Origin of the sequence: Massilia sp. UMI-21, assembly GCA_015277795.1 — a bacterium.
Lineage (GTDB): Bacteria > Pseudomonadota > Gammaproteobacteria > Burkholderiales > Burkholderiaceae_D > Telluria.
This window is the reverse complement of record CP063848.1, coordinates 4,413,087-4,430,740: the sequence shown is the minus strand read 5'-3', so window position 1 is coordinate 4,430,740 and position 17,654 is coordinate 4,413,087. Positions and strand designations below refer to the sequence as shown.

At 67.4% G+C, this 17,654-nt stretch carries 14 protein-coding genes and 1 tRNA gene; 10 read left to right on the top strand and 5 right to left on the bottom strand.

The window, feature by feature from the left end:
* Positions 1-20 precede the first annotated feature (20 nt).
* From IM543_19565 to IM543_19530, 8 genes are all read left to right on the top strand, one after another.
* Positions 21-1,625 (top strand): DHA2 family efflux MFS transporter permease subunit, encoded by a 1,605-nt coding sequence (locus IM543_19565; GenBank protein ID QOY93714.1) that lies wholly within the window; start codon positions 21-23, stop codon positions 1,623-1,625.
* Positions 1,626-1,658: 33 nt separating this feature from the next.
* Complete coding sequence (locus IM543_19560; protein QOY93713.1) at positions 1,659-3,107, top strand: efflux transporter outer membrane subunit; 1,449 nt, start codon at positions 1,659-1,661, stop codon at positions 3,105-3,107.
* 79 nt (positions 3,108-3,186) lie between these two features.
* Entirely contained in the window at positions 3,187-4,236 is a 1,050-nt protein-coding gene (locus IM543_19555) for a hypothetical protein (GenBank protein QOY93712.1), read from the top strand.
* A gap of 56 nt (positions 4,237-4,292) precedes the next feature.
* Positions 4,293-6,008: a hypothetical protein gene (locus IM543_19550; protein ID QOY93711.1), complete on the top strand. Its 1,716-nt coding sequence runs from the start codon at positions 4,293-4,295 to the stop codon at positions 6,006-6,008.
* 182 nt (positions 6,009-6,190) lie between these two features.
* Complete coding sequence (locus tag IM543_19545; protein QOY93710.1) at positions 6,191-7,363, top strand: MCP four helix bundle domain-containing protein; 1,173 nt, start codon at positions 6,191-6,193, stop codon at positions 7,361-7,363.
* A gap of 104 nt (positions 7,364-7,467) precedes the next feature.
* A complete protein-coding gene (locus tag IM543_19540; GenBank protein ID QOY93709.1) occupies positions 7,468-8,202 on the top strand; it encodes a hypothetical protein in 735 nt (244 codons plus the stop codon).
* Between the two features lie 152 nt (positions 8,203-8,354).
* Complete coding sequence (locus IM543_19535; GenBank protein ID QOY93708.1) at positions 8,355-9,350, top strand: BON domain-containing protein; 996 nt, start codon at positions 8,355-8,357, stop codon at positions 9,348-9,350.
* A 116-nt stretch (positions 9,351-9,466) separates the two neighbouring features.
* Complete coding sequence (locus tag IM543_19530; GenBank protein ID QOY93707.1) at positions 9,467-10,291, top strand: HDOD domain-containing protein; 825 nt, start codon at positions 9,467-9,469, stop codon at positions 10,289-10,291.
* Positions 10,292-10,300: 9 nt separating this feature from the next.
* On the opposite strand, the gene IM543_19525 is transcribed toward IM543_19530, so the two are convergent.
* The gene (locus tag IM543_19525; GenBank protein ID QOY93706.1) at positions 10,301-11,248 is read right to left on the bottom strand and encodes a LysR family transcriptional regulator; all 948 of its coding nucleotides are present in this window, start codon (positions 11,246-11,248) and stop codon (positions 10,301-10,303) included.
* Between the two features lie 88 nt (positions 11,249-11,336).
* Between IM543_19525 and IM543_19520 the strand changes: the two genes are divergently transcribed.
* The gene (locus IM543_19520; GenBank protein QOY93705.1) at positions 11,337-11,921 is read left to right on the top strand and encodes a cysteine hydrolase; all 585 of its coding nucleotides are present in this window, start codon (positions 11,337-11,339) and stop codon (positions 11,919-11,921) included.
* On the opposite strand, the gene IM543_19515 is transcribed toward IM543_19520, so the two are convergent.
* The 4 genes from IM543_19515 to IM543_19500 form a co-directional block, all read right to left on the bottom strand.
* Positions 11,900-13,066, bottom strand: coding sequence for an MFS transporter (locus tag IM543_19515; GenBank protein ID QOY93704.1), 1,167 nt, complete (start codon positions 13,064-13,066; stop codon positions 11,900-11,902). The genes IM543_19520 and IM543_19515 overlap by 22 nt on opposite strands.
* A 99-nt stretch (positions 13,067-13,165) precedes the next feature.
* The gene (locus IM543_19510) at positions 13,166-13,777 is read right to left on the bottom strand and encodes a YigZ family protein (protein QOY93703.1); all 612 of its coding nucleotides are present in this window, start codon (positions 13,775-13,777) and stop codon (positions 13,166-13,168) included.
* A 122-nt stretch (positions 13,778-13,899) separates the two neighbouring features.
* Positions 13,900-13,975 (bottom strand) — tRNA-Lys (locus tag IM543_19505).
* A gap of 159 nt (positions 13,976-14,134) precedes the next feature.
* Positions 14,135-14,650, bottom strand: a complete 516-nt coding sequence (locus IM543_19500) for a hypothetical protein (GenBank protein ID QOY93702.1) — start codon at positions 14,648-14,650, stop codon at positions 14,135-14,137.
* Between the two features lie 167 nt (positions 14,651-14,817).
* Between IM543_19500 and IM543_19495 the strand changes: the two genes are divergently transcribed.
* Positions 14,818-17,652 carry a type VI secretion system tip protein VgrG gene (locus IM543_19495; GenBank protein QOY93701.1) on the top strand — a complete coding sequence of 945 codons (2,835 nt, stop codon included), beginning with the start codon at positions 14,818-14,820 and terminating at the stop codon, positions 17,650-17,652.
* Positions 17,653-17,654 lie beyond the last annotated feature (2 nt).

Genomic DNA, 17,654 nt, shown 5'->3' with positions numbered 1-17,654 from the left:
TCGTCCCCCAAGGATCCGCAATGACCAGCCTCAGCAAGGCCGCCGTGCCCGCCGCCGCCCCGGGCGCGCCGGTCGACGGCGCCCATATCGACGCGCGCACCTGGATCGCCGTGGCCGCCGGCATGCTGGGCGCCTTCATGGCGGTGCTCGACATCCAGATCACCAATTCCTCGCTGCGCGACATCCTCGGCTCGCTGTCGGCCACGCAGGAAGAAGGCTCGTGGATCTCGACCGCCTACCTGTGCGCCGAGATCGTCGTGATCCCGATGACCGCGCTGTTTACCCGCGCACTCGGCGCGCGCAACTACATGATCGGCACCACCGCGCTGTTCCTGGTGTTCTCGACCCTGTGCGGCGCGGCGTGGAACCTGGAAAGCATGATCGTGTTCCGCATGCTGCAGGGCTTCACCGGCGGCGCCCTCATTCCGATGGCGATGACGCTGGTGGTGACGCGCCTGCCCGCATCCAGGCGCGCGGTCGGCATGGCCATCTTCGGCCTCACCGCCACGCTGGCGCCGGCCATGGGCCCGACCCTGGGCGGCTACCTGTCCGAGCTGTACGGCTGGCCCTCGATCTTCTACATCAACTGGGTCCCGGGCGTGCTCCTGATCGCCGGCATGCTGTATGGGATGGACAAGGAAAAGCCGAACCTGAAGACCCTGTTCCATGCCGACTGGCTCGGCATCGGCCTGATGGCGATGGGCCTGGCCTGCCTGACCATCTTCCTGGAAGAGGGCAATTCGAAGGACTGGTTCGAGTCCTCGTTCATCGTGAGCTTCGCATCGCTGTCGCTGGTGGGCATCCTGGGCTGGGTGGCGGTAAGCTTCTCGCGGCCCGACCCTTTCGTGAACCTGCGCCTCTACGGCCAGCGCAACTTCCTGGTCGCGACCGTGCTGTCGGCGGTCACCGGCATGGGTTTATATGGATCCTCTTTCCTGCTGCCCCTGTACCTGGGCCAGATCGCGGGCTACACGCCGATGCAGATCGGCGAAGTCATCGCCTGGGTCGGTCTGCCGCAGCTGCTCGTGATGCCGTTCGCGGCGGCGCTTTCCTCGAAAGTCGACAACCGCATCCTGTGCTCCTTCGGCCTGCTGCTGTTCGGCGGCTCCTGCCTGATGAACGCCTTCATGGACGCCAGCACCGGTTACGACCAGCTGATGGTCACCCAGATCATCCGCGCGATCGGCCAGCCCTTCGTGATGCTGACCCTGTCGAACTTCGCGATGCAGGGACTGCCGCCGAAGGACATGCCGTCGGCCTCGAGCCTGTTCAACATGACCCGCAACCTGGGCGGCTCGATCGGCATCGCGCTGCTGGCGACGGCCCTGACCACGCGCGAGCACTTTCATTCGGCGCGCCTGGGCGAAGCGGTCTCGAACTACGCGCTGCCGACCCAGCAGCGCCTGGAACAGCTGACCCAGGGCTTCATTGCGGGCGGCATGGACCCGGCTACCGCAAGCGGCCAGGCGCTGGCCATGCTCGACCGCATCGTGCGGCGCGAGTCCTATGTCATGGCCTACAACGACGGCTTCTGGATCATCGGCCTGGTGCTGATCGCCTGCATCGCCGCGATCTGGCTGGCGGACAAGGTGAAGTCGCCGGGCGGCGCGTCGGGCGCCCACTGATCAAGAATGAAGAGAGTCATGAAGAATATGCCTATGTTGAACAAGCTCGTACTGGTCTCCGCGCTCGCCGCCGCCCTCGGCGGCTGCGCCACCGTCGGTCCCGATTTCCAGGCCCCGGCCGGCGCGTCCGATGCGGCCTTCCGCCATGCGGCGCCGGCGGCTGACGCGGCGCGCCTGCCCTCGCGGTGGTGGACGGTATTCGGCGACGCCACCCTCGACCGCCTGGAGCAGCGCGCCCTGCGCGACAATCCGGGCGTGCAGGCGGCGGCGCAGCGCCTGCTGCAGGCCCGCGCCCAGCTGGGCGTATTGCGCGCAGGCCAGGCGCCGAACGTGGCGGTGGGGGCGGGCGTGTCGAACGCGCGCACCTCCGCCGAGACCGCGCAGGGCATCGCGCTGGGCGGCCGTTCGATCGAAGGCAACAACTTCAGCGTCGGCGCCTCGTTCTCGTATGAGCTCGACCTGTGGGGCCGGGTGCGGCGCGTGGTGGAAGCGGCCGACGCCCAGGCGCTGGCGGCCCAGATCGATCGCGACGGCGTGCTGCTGCTGCTGTCGAGCCAGGTGGCGGGTTCGTACTGGCAGCTGCGCGGCCTGGACGCCGAGCTGGCGGTCCTGAAGAACGCGCTGGCCGCACGGCGCGAAGCCCAGGACATCGTCGAAGCCCGCTTCAGGGCCGGCCTGACCAACGAACTGGATGTCTCGCGCGCCCGCATCGAGCGCGCCAATGCCGAAGCCGACCTGCACGAGGTGCAGCGCCAGCGCAATACGGTCGAACACGCGCTGGCCACGCTGGTGGGCGCCTCGCCCAGCCAGCCCTTGATGGCCGCAGCGACGGACAGCGCGCAGCTGCCGCTGCCCCCGGGCATTCCGGTCGGCCTGCCGGCCAGCCTGGTGGGACAGCGTCCCGACCTGGCGGCCAGCGTGGCCCAGTTGAAGGCCTTCAACGCCCAGGTGGGCGTGGCCGAAGGCGCGTTCTATCCGTCGCTGTCGCTGACCTCGAATGTCGGCTTCGCCTCCAAGCACCTGGAAGACCTCGTCAGCGGCGGCGCGCGCCAGTTTTCCGTCGGTCCGCTGGCGCTGTCGCTGCCGGTGTTCGATGGCGGCCGCAACCGCGCCAACCTGGCGCTGTCGACGGCGCGCTACGAAGAAGCGGTGGCCAACCACCAGACCCGTCTGCTGGGCGCCCTGCGCGAAGTGGAAGATGCGCTGTCGGACCTGCGGCAGCGCCAGCAGCAGGGCGAGGTGCAGGCGCAGGCGCGGCAGGCCGCGGCACGCGCGCTGCTGGTGGCGCAGGCGCGCTACGAACGCGGGGTGTCGACCTACCTCGACGTGACCGATGCCCAGCGCACCTCGCTGGCGGCGGACCGCGCGGCGGCCCAGATCCGCACCCAGCGCCTGCTGGCCACCGTGGCCGTGGCGCGTGCGCTGGGCGGCGGCTGGGAGCAGGGCGAGCCGGTCGCCACCATCGCCACGCTCGAAGAGTAAACAGGGGCGGCACCGTCCTTGCCTGGGGGGATGCATGGCGCGCTACAATGCACCATCGTCACCCCACCACCGAGGAACCATGTCCCTGCCTGCACGTGCCCTGCTCATCGCCGCCCTGCTGTCCTCGAACGCGGCCTTCGCCTCTGCTCCCCCAGCGCCCTGGCAAACCATCCCCAGCGGCTCCAGCGCCGAACTGCGCGGCCTGTCGGTCGTCAGCGACAAGGTCGCCTGGGCCAGCGGCGCCAGGGGCACGGTCCTGCGCACGGTCGACGGCGTGCACTGGCAGGCGATGCAGGTGCCGGAGGCCGGGCAGATCGACTTGCGCGACATCCAGGCATTCGATGCGAAGACGGCCGTCGTGATGGGGGCGGGGCCGGGCGCGGCCTCGCGCATCTACCGCACGACCGACGGCGGCGCCAGTTGGCGCCTGGTCGTCACCAACGGCGTGGCCGAGGGTTTCTGGGACGCGATGGCCTTCTGGGACAAGGACAACGGCATCCTGTTCGGCGATCCGGTCAAGGGCAGCTTCCAGGTCTACACCACCGCCGACGGCGGCGCCAGCTGGCAGGAGGTCGCGGCCAAGGGGCTCGACGCGCTGCCGAACGAGGGCGCCTTCGCCGCCAGCGGCACCTGCCTGAGCGTGGCCGGCCAGGACGATGCCTGGATCGCCACCGGCGGCAGCGCCAGCTCGCGCGTGTTCCACTCGCCCGACCGCGGCAAGACCTGGCGTGCGTCCTCGACGCCGATTCCGGCCGGCGCGGCCGCGCGCGGGGTGTTCTCGGTGGCTTTTCTGAATCCGAAAGAAGGCTTCGCCGCCGGCGGCGACTACAAGGAAACCCGCATGGCCGGCATCAACGGCGCCTACAGCGCGGATGGCGGCGCGAGCTGGACGCCGGTCGAGGTGGCGCCGGCCGGCTATCTGTCGGTGGTGGCGCCGGTACCGGGCGCGCCGCGCACCCTGGTGGCGGCCGGCCTGGCGGGATCGGGATACTCGCGCGATGCCGGCCGGAGCTGGACCCCACTCGACAAGACGCCGGTGAACACGGTCGGCTTCTCCAGCCCGACCCGGGGCTGGGCGGTGGGCCCGAAGGGCTTGCTGATGAAGTACAGCGGGCCCGCGCTGCGCTGAGCCGGGCCGGACCGAACCAATTACAATCCTTCGACTACAACTATTCCAGAGACACCATGAACAAGCTACTTGCTCCTCTCGTGCTGTGCGCGGCCATCGGCGCCGCCTTTGCCAATCCGGCCTGCGCCGAGCCGGCCACGGTCGCGCAGCTGAACGGCATGGCCAAGCGCTTCGCGCCGGCCGAGCTGAAGGCCGATACCGCCAAGCTGTCGAAGGGCGACCGCGCCGCGATGGCCAAGCTGATCGAAGCCGCCAGGATCGTCGACACCCTGCAGCTGCGCCAGCGCTGGTCCGGCAACGCCGCCCTGTGGACCGCCCTGCAGAAGGACAATTCCGAACTCGGCCGTGCGCGCCAGAACGCCTTCTGGCTGAACAAGGGCCCGTGGTCGATCATCGACGACAATACTTCCTTCATGCCGGCCGAGTATGCCGGCATCAAGATCCCGGCCAAGAAGCCGCTGGGCGCCAACTTCTATCCGGAGAATGCGAGCAAGGAAGCGCTGGAACGCTGGATGAACGGCTTGCCCGCCGCGCAGAAGGCCGATGCGCAGTGGTTCTTCACCGTGATCCGCACCGGGCCGGACGGCAAGTTCCGCACCGTGAAGTATGCGGACGAATACCGCGCCGACCTGGAACAGCTGGCCAGGCTGTTGCGCGAAGCGGCGGCGCTCACCGACAATGCCTCGCTCAAGAAATTCCTGAGCCTGCGCGCCGACGCCTTCCTGTCCAACGACTACCTGGCCTCGGACTTCGCCTGGATGGACCTGGACTCGCCGGTGGACATCACGATCGGCCCCTACGAAACCTATAACGACGAGCTGTTCGGCTACAAGGCGGCCTTCGAAGCCTACGTGAACGTGCGCGACCAGCAGGAGACGCAGAAGCTGGCCTTCTTCGGCAAGCACCTGCAGGAACTCGAAGACAATCTACCGCTCGCCAGGCAGTATCGCAACCCGAAGGTCGGCGCCATCGCGCCGATGGTGGTGGTCAACCAGGTGTATGGCGCCGGCGACGGCAACATGGGCGTACAGACCGCGGCCTACAACCTGCCGAACGACGAGCGCGTGATCCGCGAGCGCGGCTCCAAGCGCGTGATGCTCAAGAACGTGCAGGAAGCGAAGTTCGAATCGACCCTCAAGCCCATCTCGAAGCTGGTGCTGCGCCCGCAAGACCAGAAGGACCTCGACTTCGATTCCTTCTTCACCCACATCCTGGCGCACGAGATCATGCACGGCCTCGGCCCGCATACGACCAGGAAGGACGGCAAGGAATCGACCCCGCGCCAGGACCTGAAGGACGCCTACTCGACCATCGAGGAAGCCAAGGCCGACATCACCGGCCTGTGGGCGCTGGGCTACATGATGGACAAGGGCCTGCTGAAGGACACGCTGGGACAGGGGCCGGCCGCCGAGCGCAAGCTGTACAACACCTTCCTGGCATCCGCTTTCCGCACCCTGCACTTCGGGCTGAGCTCCTCGCATGCGCGCGGCATGGCGATCCAGGTGAACTACCTGCTCGACAAGGGCGCGTTCGTGGCCAACGGCGACGGCACCTTCTCCGTGGACTTCAAGAAGATCAAGGGCGCCGTTGCCGATCTCGACCGTGAATTCCTGACCATCGAAGCCACCGGCGACTATGCCGCGGCCAAGCAGATGATGGCCAGGTATGTGGTGATCCGTCCGGAAGTGCAGAAGGCGCTCGACAAGCTGAAACCGGGCGTGCCCAATGACATTCGCCCCAGCTTCGTGACGGCGGCGGCGCTCGTCAAGTAGGCGGGACGCTGGCGCGCGAGGCGGCAGATTGGCATGGACGCAACACTGCCGCCGGTTTTACTTAACTTGAACTGAAAGCACCGTCAATCCATACAGGGAGCATGTTATAGTCACTGCATTGCTTAGGAGAAAGTATCAGCGTCCCCCAGGCGCAGTTCCCTTTGCCATCAATGACACCCAACATGACGACGAAGCCCCTTTCCACCGGCGCGCGGCTGGCCATCGGCTACGGCGCCGTGGTCCTCCTGATGATCGCCCTGGCCGTGCTGGCGGCAGCACGCGCGGGGCAGATCGAGCAGCTGCTGTTCCGTATCGATGAAGTCAGCGGCATCAAGCAGCGCTACGCGGCCGAACTGCGCACCAGCGTACGCGACCGCGCCATTGCCGTGCGTGACGTCGTGCTGGCGCCGGACCCGGCCGCCGCCGCGGCGCCGATCGGCCGCCTCCAGAGCCTGGCCGACGCCTACGCGCGCGCCGCCTCGCCGCTGGACGCGCTGTTCCACGAACTGCCGGGCATCCTGCCCGAGGAACGCGAGGCGCTGGCCGCCATCAAGGAGCAGGAACGCCGTACCCGTCCGCTGGTCGACCGCGTGGTCGCCCTGCACGCGGCTGGGCATGCGCAGGAGGCGGCCGCGCTGCTGTCGCAGCAGGTGGCGCCGGCCTTCGTGGACTGGCTGGCCAGTACCACGCGCTTCATCGAACTCGAAGGCAAGCTGGCGGCCGAGGACATCGGCGCCGCGCGCGCACTGGCGTCCGGTTTCGCGCAGTGGATCGTCCTGCTGTGCGCCGCGGCGGTGGCCGCCGCCGTGCTGGGCACCTGGTACGTGGTGCGCAAGCTGCCGCGCAAGGAAGCGGCCGGCGCGCCGCTCGACTTTGCCCCCCCGGCGGCCCCGGTCGTGGCTGCGCCGAAGCGTGTCGACGACATCGTCGGCGCCATCGACGGCCTGGCCTTCCGCGCCAATATCCTGGCGCTCGACGCCGCGGCGCGGGCCCTGCGCACCAGCGAACCCGACGAGGGCGATACCGCGGTCGTGCAGGAGTTGCAGGCGCTGGCGCTGCGTTCCACTGCGGTGGTGAAGGACATTCGCGACCTGGTCGGTAGTCCGGTGGCGCACATGGAAGATGCGGGGGCCCTGCAGGCCATCGCCAACGCGGTGGCCCGGGTGACCGCCGTGACGGCGTCGATCGGCGCCGGGCAGGGCCGGACGCCGGACCCGACCGAGTCTTCGCGCCGCACCACGGCGCTGCTCCAGGCATCGACCGCAGCCGCCGCCATGGAAGCCGAGGCGCAGCGCCTGGCCGCGATGCTGGGACCGGTGCTGCCGGGCGAGCAAAGCGCCGCAGGACAAAACTGACAAGCTTGCTGTTCTAAACAGAGAGAAATATTTTCTCAAAAGCGGGCCTCCATCCCGGGCTAGAATTGCCGATAGGCACTTCATTGTCCTCGGGAGAAATCGCCATGCTCACATCCCTGAAATCCGCCGCGCCACTGGCCGCGCTGCTCGTTTCGACCCTTGCATCGACCCTCGCATCGACCCTGTTTGCACCGGCGCTCCACGCCGCCGAGCTGACCACGCTGGAAAAGCGCTGGCTCAGCGCCGCCGAGCCGGTGCTGGCCTACTCCCAGCAGCTCAATCTTCCGCTCGACATCACCGTCCAGCCCCAGCCGCGTCCGGGCGACGTGCCGCTGGCGATGGGCTTCGACGGCGGGCGCTGCAAGCTGGTGATGTCTCTGCGCAACAATCCGGACGCCGAAACCGTACTGGCCGGCATCGCCGAAGCGGAGCAGGGTGCGCTGATCGAAGCAATGGCGGCGCACGAGATCGCGCATTGCTGGCGCTATGCCCAGGGCGCCTGGCATGCCTTGCCTGCCGGCTTCGTGGAGGTGGGCGAGGAGCGCGCGCTGGACGCCTCGCTGCTGGCAGCCTCGAAAGCCATGCGCGAGACGCGCCGCGAGGAAGGCTTCGCCGACCTGGCGGCCCTGGCCTGGACCCGGCACAGCAACCCGGACGAGTACGCGCGGGTCTACCGCTGGCTGGCTGGCGTGCGTGACAAGGTCGCCGTACCGCGCAGCGGCCACGATACGCGCGCCTGGGTGCGCCTGGCGGGCGACGATGCCGTCTTCGGCGCCGCCGCGGCGCCCTTCGACAATGTGGACGGGCTCTGGCGCAAGGGCCTGCTGGCCATCGAATAGGCGTGCGCAGGCTTGCCCGGGCGGCTTTGGTGCGTTCGCCGTGGCCGTCCTGGCAAGAAAGGTGGGCGGCAAGGTTCGCTGTCGCACAGATGCTGCCGGGTCCGGCAGCGTCTAATGATGTCATCACAACAACCGATTACAAGGGACACATCATGAACCGACTGCTCGCCGCCCTGCTGGCTTCCATTGCCGGCGCCACCATTGCCGCCGCTCCTGCCTTCGCCCAGAACGACACCGCCGCCTATCGCAAGGCCATGGACAAGATCGAGGCCGACCACGATGTCCTGAAGGACAAATGCGATGCGCTCACCAAAGAGGACGTCTGCGAAGAACAGGCCGACGTGTCCCGTGCAAAGGCCGAGCTTGCCGCTGTCACCAAGTACAACAACACCGTGGAAAACCGGAATGCCGCACACCGCAAGCTGGCCGAGGCCGAATACGAGCTGGCCGAAGAGAAGTGCGACGCCATGAAAGGCGGCGACAAGGACGGCTGCATGAACACTGCCAAGTCGGCGCGCACCGCCGCCCTGGCCAAGGCCGGTGGCGAGCGTGACACCCGCACCGCGGCCACCGCCGCGGCCGGCAGCGCCGGCCTGGTCGCCTCCACCGATACCAAGGATCCGGTGAAGGCGGCGGCCGTCGCGAAGTGCGAGGAGAAGGGTAACCAGACCGCCTGCCTGGTCGAGAACAAGGGTACGCCGGACACCGCGCTCGAGCGCGCCGGCGAGAAGACCCGCGCCGCCGCCGCCACGGTCGTGGCAAAGACCAAGGATGCGGCCCGCACCGTGGCCGACAAGACCAGGGAAGTGACCGGCGCCGCTGCCGCCAAGACCGAGCGCGCTGCCGAGAACGCCGGCGACAAGACCCGCAACACCGCGTCGACCGCGGCCGACAAGACCGAGAACGCGACCGAGCGCGCCGCCATCGCGATGTCGGATACGGCGATCACCGCCAAGGTCAAGGCCGGCCTGGCCGCCGCCGCGGATACCAGCGCGCTGTCGGTCAACGTCGAGACCGAAAAGGGTACGGTCATGCTGAGCGGTTTCGTCGACTCCAAGGCCGAGGCCGAGCGAGCCGAGAAGGTCGCCAAGGGTGTCGAGGGCGTGAGCCGCGTCAAGAGCACGCTGAAGGTCAAAGACAACAAGTAAGCGGACCGTACTGCCGCCTTGCGCAACCCGCACGCCTGTCGTGCGGGTTTTGCTTTTGGAAGAGCGGCCGGCCCGTTACTGCCGGCTTGGCGGAAAGCCGGGGGTATAATTCCCTTGTGAACAAACTCGAAGCCTTCGGATACATCGCCGCCCAGGCCGCGCGCGGGGACATCACCTTTCCCACCAGCGTGAACGCCGTGCTGCGCCTGCAGGTCGCGCTGGACGATCCGGATTGCCATGTGGATGAGGCGATCCGCCTGGTGCTGTCCGAGCCGCAGTTGGCCGCGCGCACGGTGGCCCTGGCCAACACGGCCGCCTTCGGCGCTGGCGGGACGCAGGTGAGCAATGTGCGCGCAGCCGTGCTGCGCATCGGCTACCGCCGCCTGCGCGGCCTGGTCGCCGCGCTGATGGTGCGCCAGTTCGGCCACCGCATCGCCGACCGCGTGCTGCGCGCCAAGGCCGAACAATTGTGGAGCCACAGCGTCCAGGTCGCGGCCCTGGCGCAGGCGCTGGCGCGCCATGTCACCGATGTCGATCCCGATACCGCGCTGTTCGCCGGCATCGTGCACGAGGTCGGCGGCTTCTATCTGCTGTCGCGCGCCGACGAATTCCCGGGCCTGCTCGAGGACGATACCGAGAACTGGAGCGTGCTGGTGGAAGACGTGGCCGGCCTCGAAATCATGCGCAAGCTGGCGATCCCGGCGGACGTCGCCGAGGCCGTCGGCGGCATGCGCGACGGCGTGCCTGGCCCGCAACCGCACACCCTGCGCGACACCTTGCTGCTGGCAAACCGCTACGCGCTGGTCGACTCGCCGCTGGGTGGCTTGCCGCAGCGGCAGGACGATGCGGCGCCCGGGCCGCTCGACGCGGCCACGCTGCAAATCCTGCGCGACGAGGCCGCCGAGACCGCCCAGGCGCTGGGCGACGCCGCGCTGGTCTGATCCGCCCGACTATTCCTGTTCCCATCCGATGATGCCGGCGCGGCCGGCCTGCGTGAGCTCGGCCAGCCTGCGCTCGCGCAGCGCGCGCACCACGGCGCGCACGGCGGGCCGGCGCATCACGTCCGGCAGCGCCGCGATGGCGAACTGGCGCCGCGCCATGCTCGGCAAGGGCAGCGGCAAGGGCAGGATTCGCACCTCGGGCGGTTCCGGGAAGGTGGCCAGGCGCGGCAGGATCGCATATCCCATGCCGCGCCCGACCATGGCGGCGATGCTGGTGTCGTTGGACAAGGTGCGGCCGGGCTCGGGCGCGAAACCGGCCGCGCGGCAGCGCGCCAGGATCTCCTGCGCGCCGGCGCAGGCCAGGCCGATGAAGGGCAGGGCGCCAAGCGCGGGCCAACCCGAAGCGTCCCGCGCCTGGGCCAGCGCGGCGGGAACCACCAGCACATAGTCGTCGTGCAAATAGGAATAGGAGGCCAGCGCGGCGGCCAGCGGCAGCTGGGCGATGCCGATGTCGGCGACGCCGTCCTGCAGCGCGGCGGTGACCTCGGCGCGCTGCTCGCAGCCGTCGTCGATCTCGACCCGCAGCCGCGGATGACGCTGCGCCAGCGCCTCGACCACATGGGGCAGCAGGTGGGTGCCGATGCTGCGAAAGCAGGCGATGCGCACGGTGCCTGCCAGGCCGCCGTCGGCCAGGGCCGCGTCGCGCAGGCCGGTTTCCAGGCGCAGCATCTGGCGCGCCTTGGCCAGCACCCGCCGTCCGGCCTCGGTCGGCACCGAGCCGGCACGGCCACGAACCAGCAGACCGACGCCCAGGTCTGCCTCGAGTTCGGCGATCGCGTGGCTGATGCGCGATTGGGTGCAGCCCAGCTCCGCAGCGGCGGCGCTGAAGCTGCCATGATCGGCCACGGCCACCAGCATGTTCAGTTGGCTCAGTTTCATGCCATCGAAATCCTTCATATGAAGCTGCGTATTATCCGCCATGTCGGTTGTGGCATTCCGGCCGGGCGCGCAGGATGGCGCTTCCAACCACGAAAGGAAGCTTCACATGAACCCATTGCCGCCCAACGCAGCCCTGATCAGCATCGACGTACAGCAGGCCTTCAACGATCCCCGCTGGGGACAGCGCAACAATCCGGATGCCGAGGCGCACATTGCCGCGCTGCTGGCAGCCTGGCGTGCCACCGGGCGCCCGCTGTTCCACGTCCAGCACCGCTCGGCCTCGCCAAACGGGCTGTTCCGGCCGGGCACGCCGGGCTACGCCCACAAGCCGGAAGGGCAAGCCTTGCCGGGCGAGCCGGTGATCGTCAAGGACGTCAACAGTGCCTTCATCGGCACCGACCTCGAGGCGCGCCTGCGCGCGGCCGGCATCGAGACCCTGGTGATCATGGGATTGACCACCGACCACTGCGTGTCGACCACGGCGCGCATGGCCGGCAATTTCGGCTTCGCCACGCTGCTGGTGGCCGACGCCAGCGCCACTTTCGAGCGGACCGGTCCGGACGGCCGTCACTTCACGGCCGAACAGATGCACGCGACCGCGCTGGCCAGCCTGCACGGCGAATTCGCCACCGTCGTCCGCACGGACCAGGTGCTGGCGGCCGCCGGCGCTCAGGCGGCGGCGCGTGCCTGACTGCGGCCCTGTGCCAGCATGGTGGAGGCCAGCAGCACGCCCGCCAGGGCGAGCCCGGCCGCGACCCACTGCGGCGCGACATACGAATAGCCCAGGGTGAGCGGGATGCCGCCCAGGAAAGCCCCGGTGGCGTTGCCGATATTAAAGCCCGACTGGCCCAGCGAGGAGCCGAGCATCTCGGCCTCGCGCGAGTGCGCGATCAGGAGCATCTGGATCGGCGGGCCCAGCGCCAGCGCGTTGGCGCCGGTGGCGAAGGCCAGCAGCAGCATGGCCGGCTGCGAGCCGGCGAACAGGCCGTTGCACAGCAGCAGGGCGGTCATGCAGGACAGCAGGAGCAGGACCGCCCGGAGCGGCGGCACGCGGTCGGCCAGCCTGCCGCCGAGGTGTACCCCGACCGTCATGCCGACGCCGACCACGGTCATCACCAGCGGGATGGTCGACGGCGCGAAGCGCGTGACCTCGGTGAGCAGCGGCGCGATGTAGCTAAAAAAAGCGAAGAAGCCGCCGGTGCCGATCGAGGTGATGGCCAGCGCCAGCCACAGGGACGGGCTGCGGAAGATGCGCAAGTCCTGCCTCAGGCTGGTGCGCGCCCCGGCCGCGATGTGCGGCACCAGCCGCTGCAGCGCCAGCACCGTGAGCAGGCCGATCGCGGCCACCACCAGGAACACGGCGCGCCAGCTCATGGTATGGCCGAGCCAGGTGCCTGCCGGCACGCCGAGGACGTTGGCCAGGGTCAGGCCGGTGAACATGGTGGCCAGGGCCGCCGCCACCTTGCCCGGGTCGGCCAGGCGGCTGGCAACCACCGCGCCGACCCCGAAGAAGGCGCCATGCGGCAGGCCCGCCATGAAGCGCGACAGCATCAACACCTCGTAGTTCGGCGCGAAGGCCGACATCGCGTTGAACAGCGCGAACATCGCCATGAACCACATCAGCACGCTGCGCGGCGGCCGGTGCGCCATCAGGCTGACCAGGGTCGGCGCGCCGACCACGACGCCGAGCGCATAGGCGGTAATGAGATGCCCGGCTTGCGGAATGCTGATCCGCAGGCCATTGGCGACATCGGGCAGGATGCCCATCATGACGAATTCGGTCATGCCGATGCCGAAGCCGCCGAGGGCGAGGGGAAGCAGGCTTTTCTTGATCAAGGTGCGCAGACATGGCAGGGAGGGCCGGGCACTATAGCGCGTCGCACGCGCGCAGTCCGCTTATCAGTCGTGATGACAGGTATTGCGCGCCGAAATGAACTAGGCGGTCGACGCGTCCGCCGCGTCCGGTTGCGGCCAGCCGATGCGGCCGTGCCCTGCATTGTCGAGGCGGGTGCGCAATGCCCCGGCGTCCTGGACCGGCAGGCTGAAGTCGAACAGCACCTCGTCGCCGTGGGCCACTTCGAGCAGGCGCGCGCCGGCGGCATCGAGTTCGCGCCGCACCATGCCTTCGAGCGCATAGGGCGCGCTGCAGCGCAGCCCCTGCAGCTTGATGATCGGCACCTTCTGCGCCTGCAGCAGGGCCTGGGCCACGCTGTCGGTATAGGCGCGTACCAGGCCGCCCGCGCCCAGCTTGACCCCGCCGAAGTAGCGCACCACGGTGGCCAGCACGCCCTCCAGGTCCTGGTGGCGCAGCACGTCGAGCATCGGGCGGCCCGCGGTGCCGCTCGGTTCGCCGTCGTCGACGGCGGCGGACTGCCCGCCGGCCAGCAGCGCCCAGCACACATGGGCCGCGCCGGGATGGTCCGCGCGCAGGCCGGCGACCACCTGCTGGGCGCCGGCGCGGTCGGGCATCGGCTGGACGCAGGCCAGGAAGCGGCTCTTCTTGATGACGAGTTCGACGTGGACGGGAGCTGCGATGGAATAGGGCATGGCGCCGATGGCTGGAAGCGCGAAATCGCGGCGAAATCGCGGCGATTGGCAAGTAAAAAACAAGCAGGTGAAAAACAAAAAAGGCGTCACGATCGCTCATGACGCCTTCCTTGCTGAATCTTTGGTAGGCCGTGCTGGGCTCGAACCAGCGACCAACGGATTAAAAGTCCGCTGCTCTACCAACTGAGCTAACGACCCGAAGAAGCCAAGATTATAGCGGCGTTTGCGCGAATATCCAAGTGCTTCGTGACAATTTGTTGGCGCTGTGGCCAAACACGGGCCGGCCACGGCCACGCCAGCACGATTGGCGCTTCCGCACCAGGCCCCGGCTTCGGGGCGCGCGGCGTCGTGTGCCGCTCATCCCTCGACTTCCTTGTCTTCGGCCTGGACCTCGTGCATTGCCTGCGGTTCGAGCTTTTCGGCATCGACGTTCATGCGCACGAACAGGCCCCAGGTGGCAAGGATGGCGGCCGCCGCCACGCCGATGGCGGCCGCGTGCAGCAGGTATTCCGGACGGCTGTGCATGAACTGGAAGACGCCGATCAGGCATTCGATCGACAGCGATACCACGACCACGATCAGGAAGCGCGACAGGAAGCGGCGCACCCGTGTCGGCGAGCTGATGTTGACCGAGCGCTGCACTTCTTCTTCGAGCACGGTCTGCCCCAGTTCCAGCGAGGCGACCGCGATCGTCAGCAGGCCCACGCACTCGAGGATGAGCTCGAAGCGGTCCCGCACCTTGTACGTGTCGCGGGGATCGAGCGCCGACCAGGTTTCGATTCCTGCCAGCACGATCAGGCCCAGGCCGCAAATGAAGAACAGGGCGACGATCAGCATGTAGCCGGCGAGGAAGATGTTCTGGACGAATTTCATGACGCGGGACAGTGGGTATGTTGCAAAGAGCTTAAGCGTATTCGCCTTGGGATGCGCGTTCGTTTCGACCCGGCCTTGCAAGTGATGACGCGGCGCAAGAATTTCTCTTCCGACTGCTTATATCGTGGTGGTTTCGGCTGCCGAGTCCACGGGGAATTGTTACGGTCATGAGCACGACGCTGAGGGATCAGATCTTCGCCGCCCTGGCGGAGTTCAGTAGTGCAAGCAGGCTATATGCGCTGAAGGTCGGCGGCAAGGAGGAGGCCGGCCTGCTGGTCGAGGCCTTCGTGGCCGACGACGCCCTGCAGGAAATCGGCATGCGCGACGTGATCGCCTTGTCGACCGACGCAGGCCTGGACCTGGAAACCTTGCTCGGCCAACCGGCGACCCTGGAAATCTGCCTGGCGGACGGCAAGCGCGAGCGTTTCGCCGGCGAGATCTGCGAAGCGGCCATGCTCGGCAGCGACGGCGGCCTGGCCCGTTACCGCATCCGCATCGCCCCCTGGCTGTGGCGCCTGGGTCAGGTACGCAACAGCCGGGTGTGGCAGGACAAGCGCGTCGTCGACATCGTCGATGCGGTATTCGCTGCCTACCGGCCCTTGGCGCGCTGGCGCTGGAGCGAGGATACCCGGCCCTTCCTCGAAGAGGTGCGAGCGCGCAGCTACTGCTGCCAGTACCGCGAATCCGACCTCGATTTCGTGCGCCGCCTGCTTGCCGAGGAGGGCTTGTGCTGGCGCTGTGAAGAGACCGACGACGGTCCGGGGCTGGTGTTGTTCGCCGACAGCAGCCGGCTGTGCGCCGTGCCCGAGGACGGCAGCAGCGCGGCGCATGGCGGTATCCGCTTCCACGGCGCGCGCGCAGTGGAGCAAACGGACAGCATCCAGGCGCTGACGGCGCAGCGGCGCCTGCATGCGTCGCTGACCACCGTGCTCAGCTACGACTACAAGGCGAAGCAGGCCGTGGCCGCCAGTTCGCCCTCGCATTTCACCTACGGCAAGCTACCGGAACTCGAGTCCTTCGATGTGCCGGGGCAGTATGCCTACGCTGGCTGGCAGGAGGCCCAGCATTACGCGAACCTGCGCATGCAAGAGCAGGAGGCGCGCGGGCAGCTCTGGCACGGGCGCTCGACCGTGCGAACCCTGCGCGCGGGAACCCGGCTGCAGGTGCTTGGCGCGCCCCTGCAGCAACTGGGCAAGTCCGCCTCGTTCACCGTACTGCGCGTGTTCGGCATCGGCGTCAACAACATGCCGCCCCCGGTCCGGAACGCGCTTGCCGAACTGTTCGGGCCGATTCCCGAGTTGCTGGACGATCTGCGGCCCGCCGATCTGCCCGATGACATCGGCCTGGCGCTGGCCCAGGCGCAGGCGAGCGGCTATGCCAATTGTTTTCGTGCGCTAGCCACCGACCTCGTCTGGCGTCCGGCCCAGGAGCATCCGAAGCCGGTCGCCTTCGGCGCCCAGAGCGCCATCGTGGTCGGTGCGGACGGCAGCGACCAGCCGAACGGCGCCGATGAGCTGTATTGCGACCGGCTGGGGCGGATCCGGATTCGTTTTCATTGGCAGGATGGCGGGAATGCGGCTTGCTGGGTACGCGTCGCGCAGCGCTCGGCTGGCGGCGGGATGGGCCAGCAGTTCTTGCCGCGTATCGGACAGGAAGTGCTGGTGCAGTTCCTGGAGAACGATATCGACCGGCCGATCGTCGTCGGGGCGCTCTATAACGGGCGCGGGGAAGGCGGTGTGGTCGCCACGTCTGGCGGACGCCGCGATGTTGAAACAGACCTGTCCTGTTTCAGGAACGCACATGACCATGCCCGGTCGGGGCAGGGGAACCTGTGCGGCGGGAATGGCCCGGTGTGGCATGGCGCGTCGGCAGATAGTGCCGGGCATCGGAATCCGGCGTCGCAGTGGGGGATTCGGAGCAAGGAATTCGGCGGGTATGGGTATTCGCAGCTGGTATTCGATGACAGCGATGGGCGCGGGCGGGTGCAGCTCAAGAGTACGCATGCGGGGAGTGAGCTGAATCTTGGGCATCTGGTGCATGCGGCGGATAACTATCGGGGCAGTTTTCGAGGGAGTGGTGCGGAGTTGCGGACGGATGAGTATGGGGCGGTGCGGGCGGGGGCGGGGTTGTTGGTGTCGAGTTACAAGCTCGAACACAGTGCTGCGTCACGGGATCCTTCTGGCGAAAACGCTGCTGGTGTTGCATTGATGCAGCAGGCTGATGCAATGGGAAAGGCTTTCAACTCGGCGGCATGTACACACAAGGGCGTGGCTCTCGCAGCGCATGTGGGATCAACAAAAGCGAATGAGAGCGTATTGGATCCAGCAACGGCGACGCTCAAGGCAATGTCCAATTGTCTTTCTGGCGTAAGTAGCTCGAAAAAATTTCAGGCATCGCTTGAGGAGACTGGTGCGGAGAACACGAGCGTAAGTGGTGGAAAAGCACCAAATTTCACTGATCCCATCGTGGCGGTCGCCGCACAAAACGGGTTTGGCACCAATGCCGGACAGGATGTGCAATTGGAAAACGGTGAGGCGGCTATTTTTCTTAGTGGACAGGATGCTCAGTTGTCCGTCGGGGCGCAGGTGCAATGTCAATCAAAGCAAGCAATTGGGTTACTCAGTGGGACGATCAAGTCAGGTGCAGCCAACGTCGGAATGCAAATTGTCACGGCCAAAGATGCTGTCGACATTCAATCACAAGCGAGTGAACTAAAGATAAATGCAAAAAGCCTGCTGAATCTTTTCAGTGCAAGTGCTCACATCGATTTCGCAGCAGCGAAGACAATTAATGTCACGACAGCGGGCGGTGCCAGCATAACAATTGAAGCAGGAAATATTTTAATGAAATGTCCAGGTCTGATCAAAGTTCAAGCGGGTAAGAAAAGCTTTGTCGGCCCTGCTAGAACAAGTTATCCCATGCCTGCTCTGCCGGGCAGTATTTGTGTTGAATGCTTAAAAAAATCTCTGGATGCTGGCCCAGCATTTACCTTGGTTGAGTGAAT

Excerpts from the sequence above, each read along its gene's own strand:
- IM543_19500 (QOY93702.1), bottom strand. The coding sequence starts at position 14,650 with ATGAAATTCGTCCAGAACATCTTCCTCGCCGGCTACATGCTGATCGTC.
- IM543_19535 (QOY93708.1), top strand. The coding sequence starts at position 8,355 with ATGAACCGACTGCTCGCCGCCCTGCTGGCTTCCATTGCCGGCGCCACC.
- IM543_19540 (QOY93709.1), top strand. The coding sequence starts at position 7,468 with ATGCTCACATCCCTGAAATCCGCCGCGCCACTGGCCGCGCTGCTCGTT.
- IM543_19565 (QOY93714.1), top strand. The coding sequence starts at position 21 with ATGACCAGCCTCAGCAAGGCCGCCGTGCCCGCCGCCGCCCCGGGCGCG.
- IM543_19520 (QOY93705.1), top strand. The coding sequence starts at position 11,337 with ATGAACCCATTGCCGCCCAACGCAGCCCTGATCAGCATCGACGTACAG.
- IM543_19550 (QOY93711.1), top strand. The coding sequence starts at position 4,293 with ATGAACAAGCTACTTGCTCCTCTCGTGCTGTGCGCGGCCATCGGCGCC.
- IM543_19555 (QOY93712.1), top strand. The coding sequence starts at position 3,187 with ATGTCCCTGCCTGCACGTGCCCTGCTCATCGCCGCCCTGCTGTCCTCG.
- IM543_19560 (QOY93713.1), top strand. The coding sequence starts at position 1,659 with ATGTTGAACAAGCTCGTACTGGTCTCCGCGCTCGCCGCCGCCCTCGGC.
- IM543_19510 (QOY93703.1), bottom strand. The coding sequence starts at position 13,777 with ATGCCCTATTCCATCGCAGCTCCCGTCCACGTCGAACTCGTCATCAAG.
- IM543_19545 (QOY93710.1), top strand. The coding sequence starts at position 6,191 with ATGACGACGAAGCCCCTTTCCACCGGCGCGCGGCTGGCCATCGGCTAC.
- IM543_19495 (QOY93701.1), top strand. The coding sequence starts at position 14,818 with ATGAGCACGACGCTGAGGGATCAGATCTTCGCCGCCCTGGCGGAGTTC.
- IM543_19525 (QOY93706.1), bottom strand. The coding sequence starts at position 11,248 with ATGAAGGATTTCGATGGCATGAAACTGAGCCAACTGAACATGCTGGTG.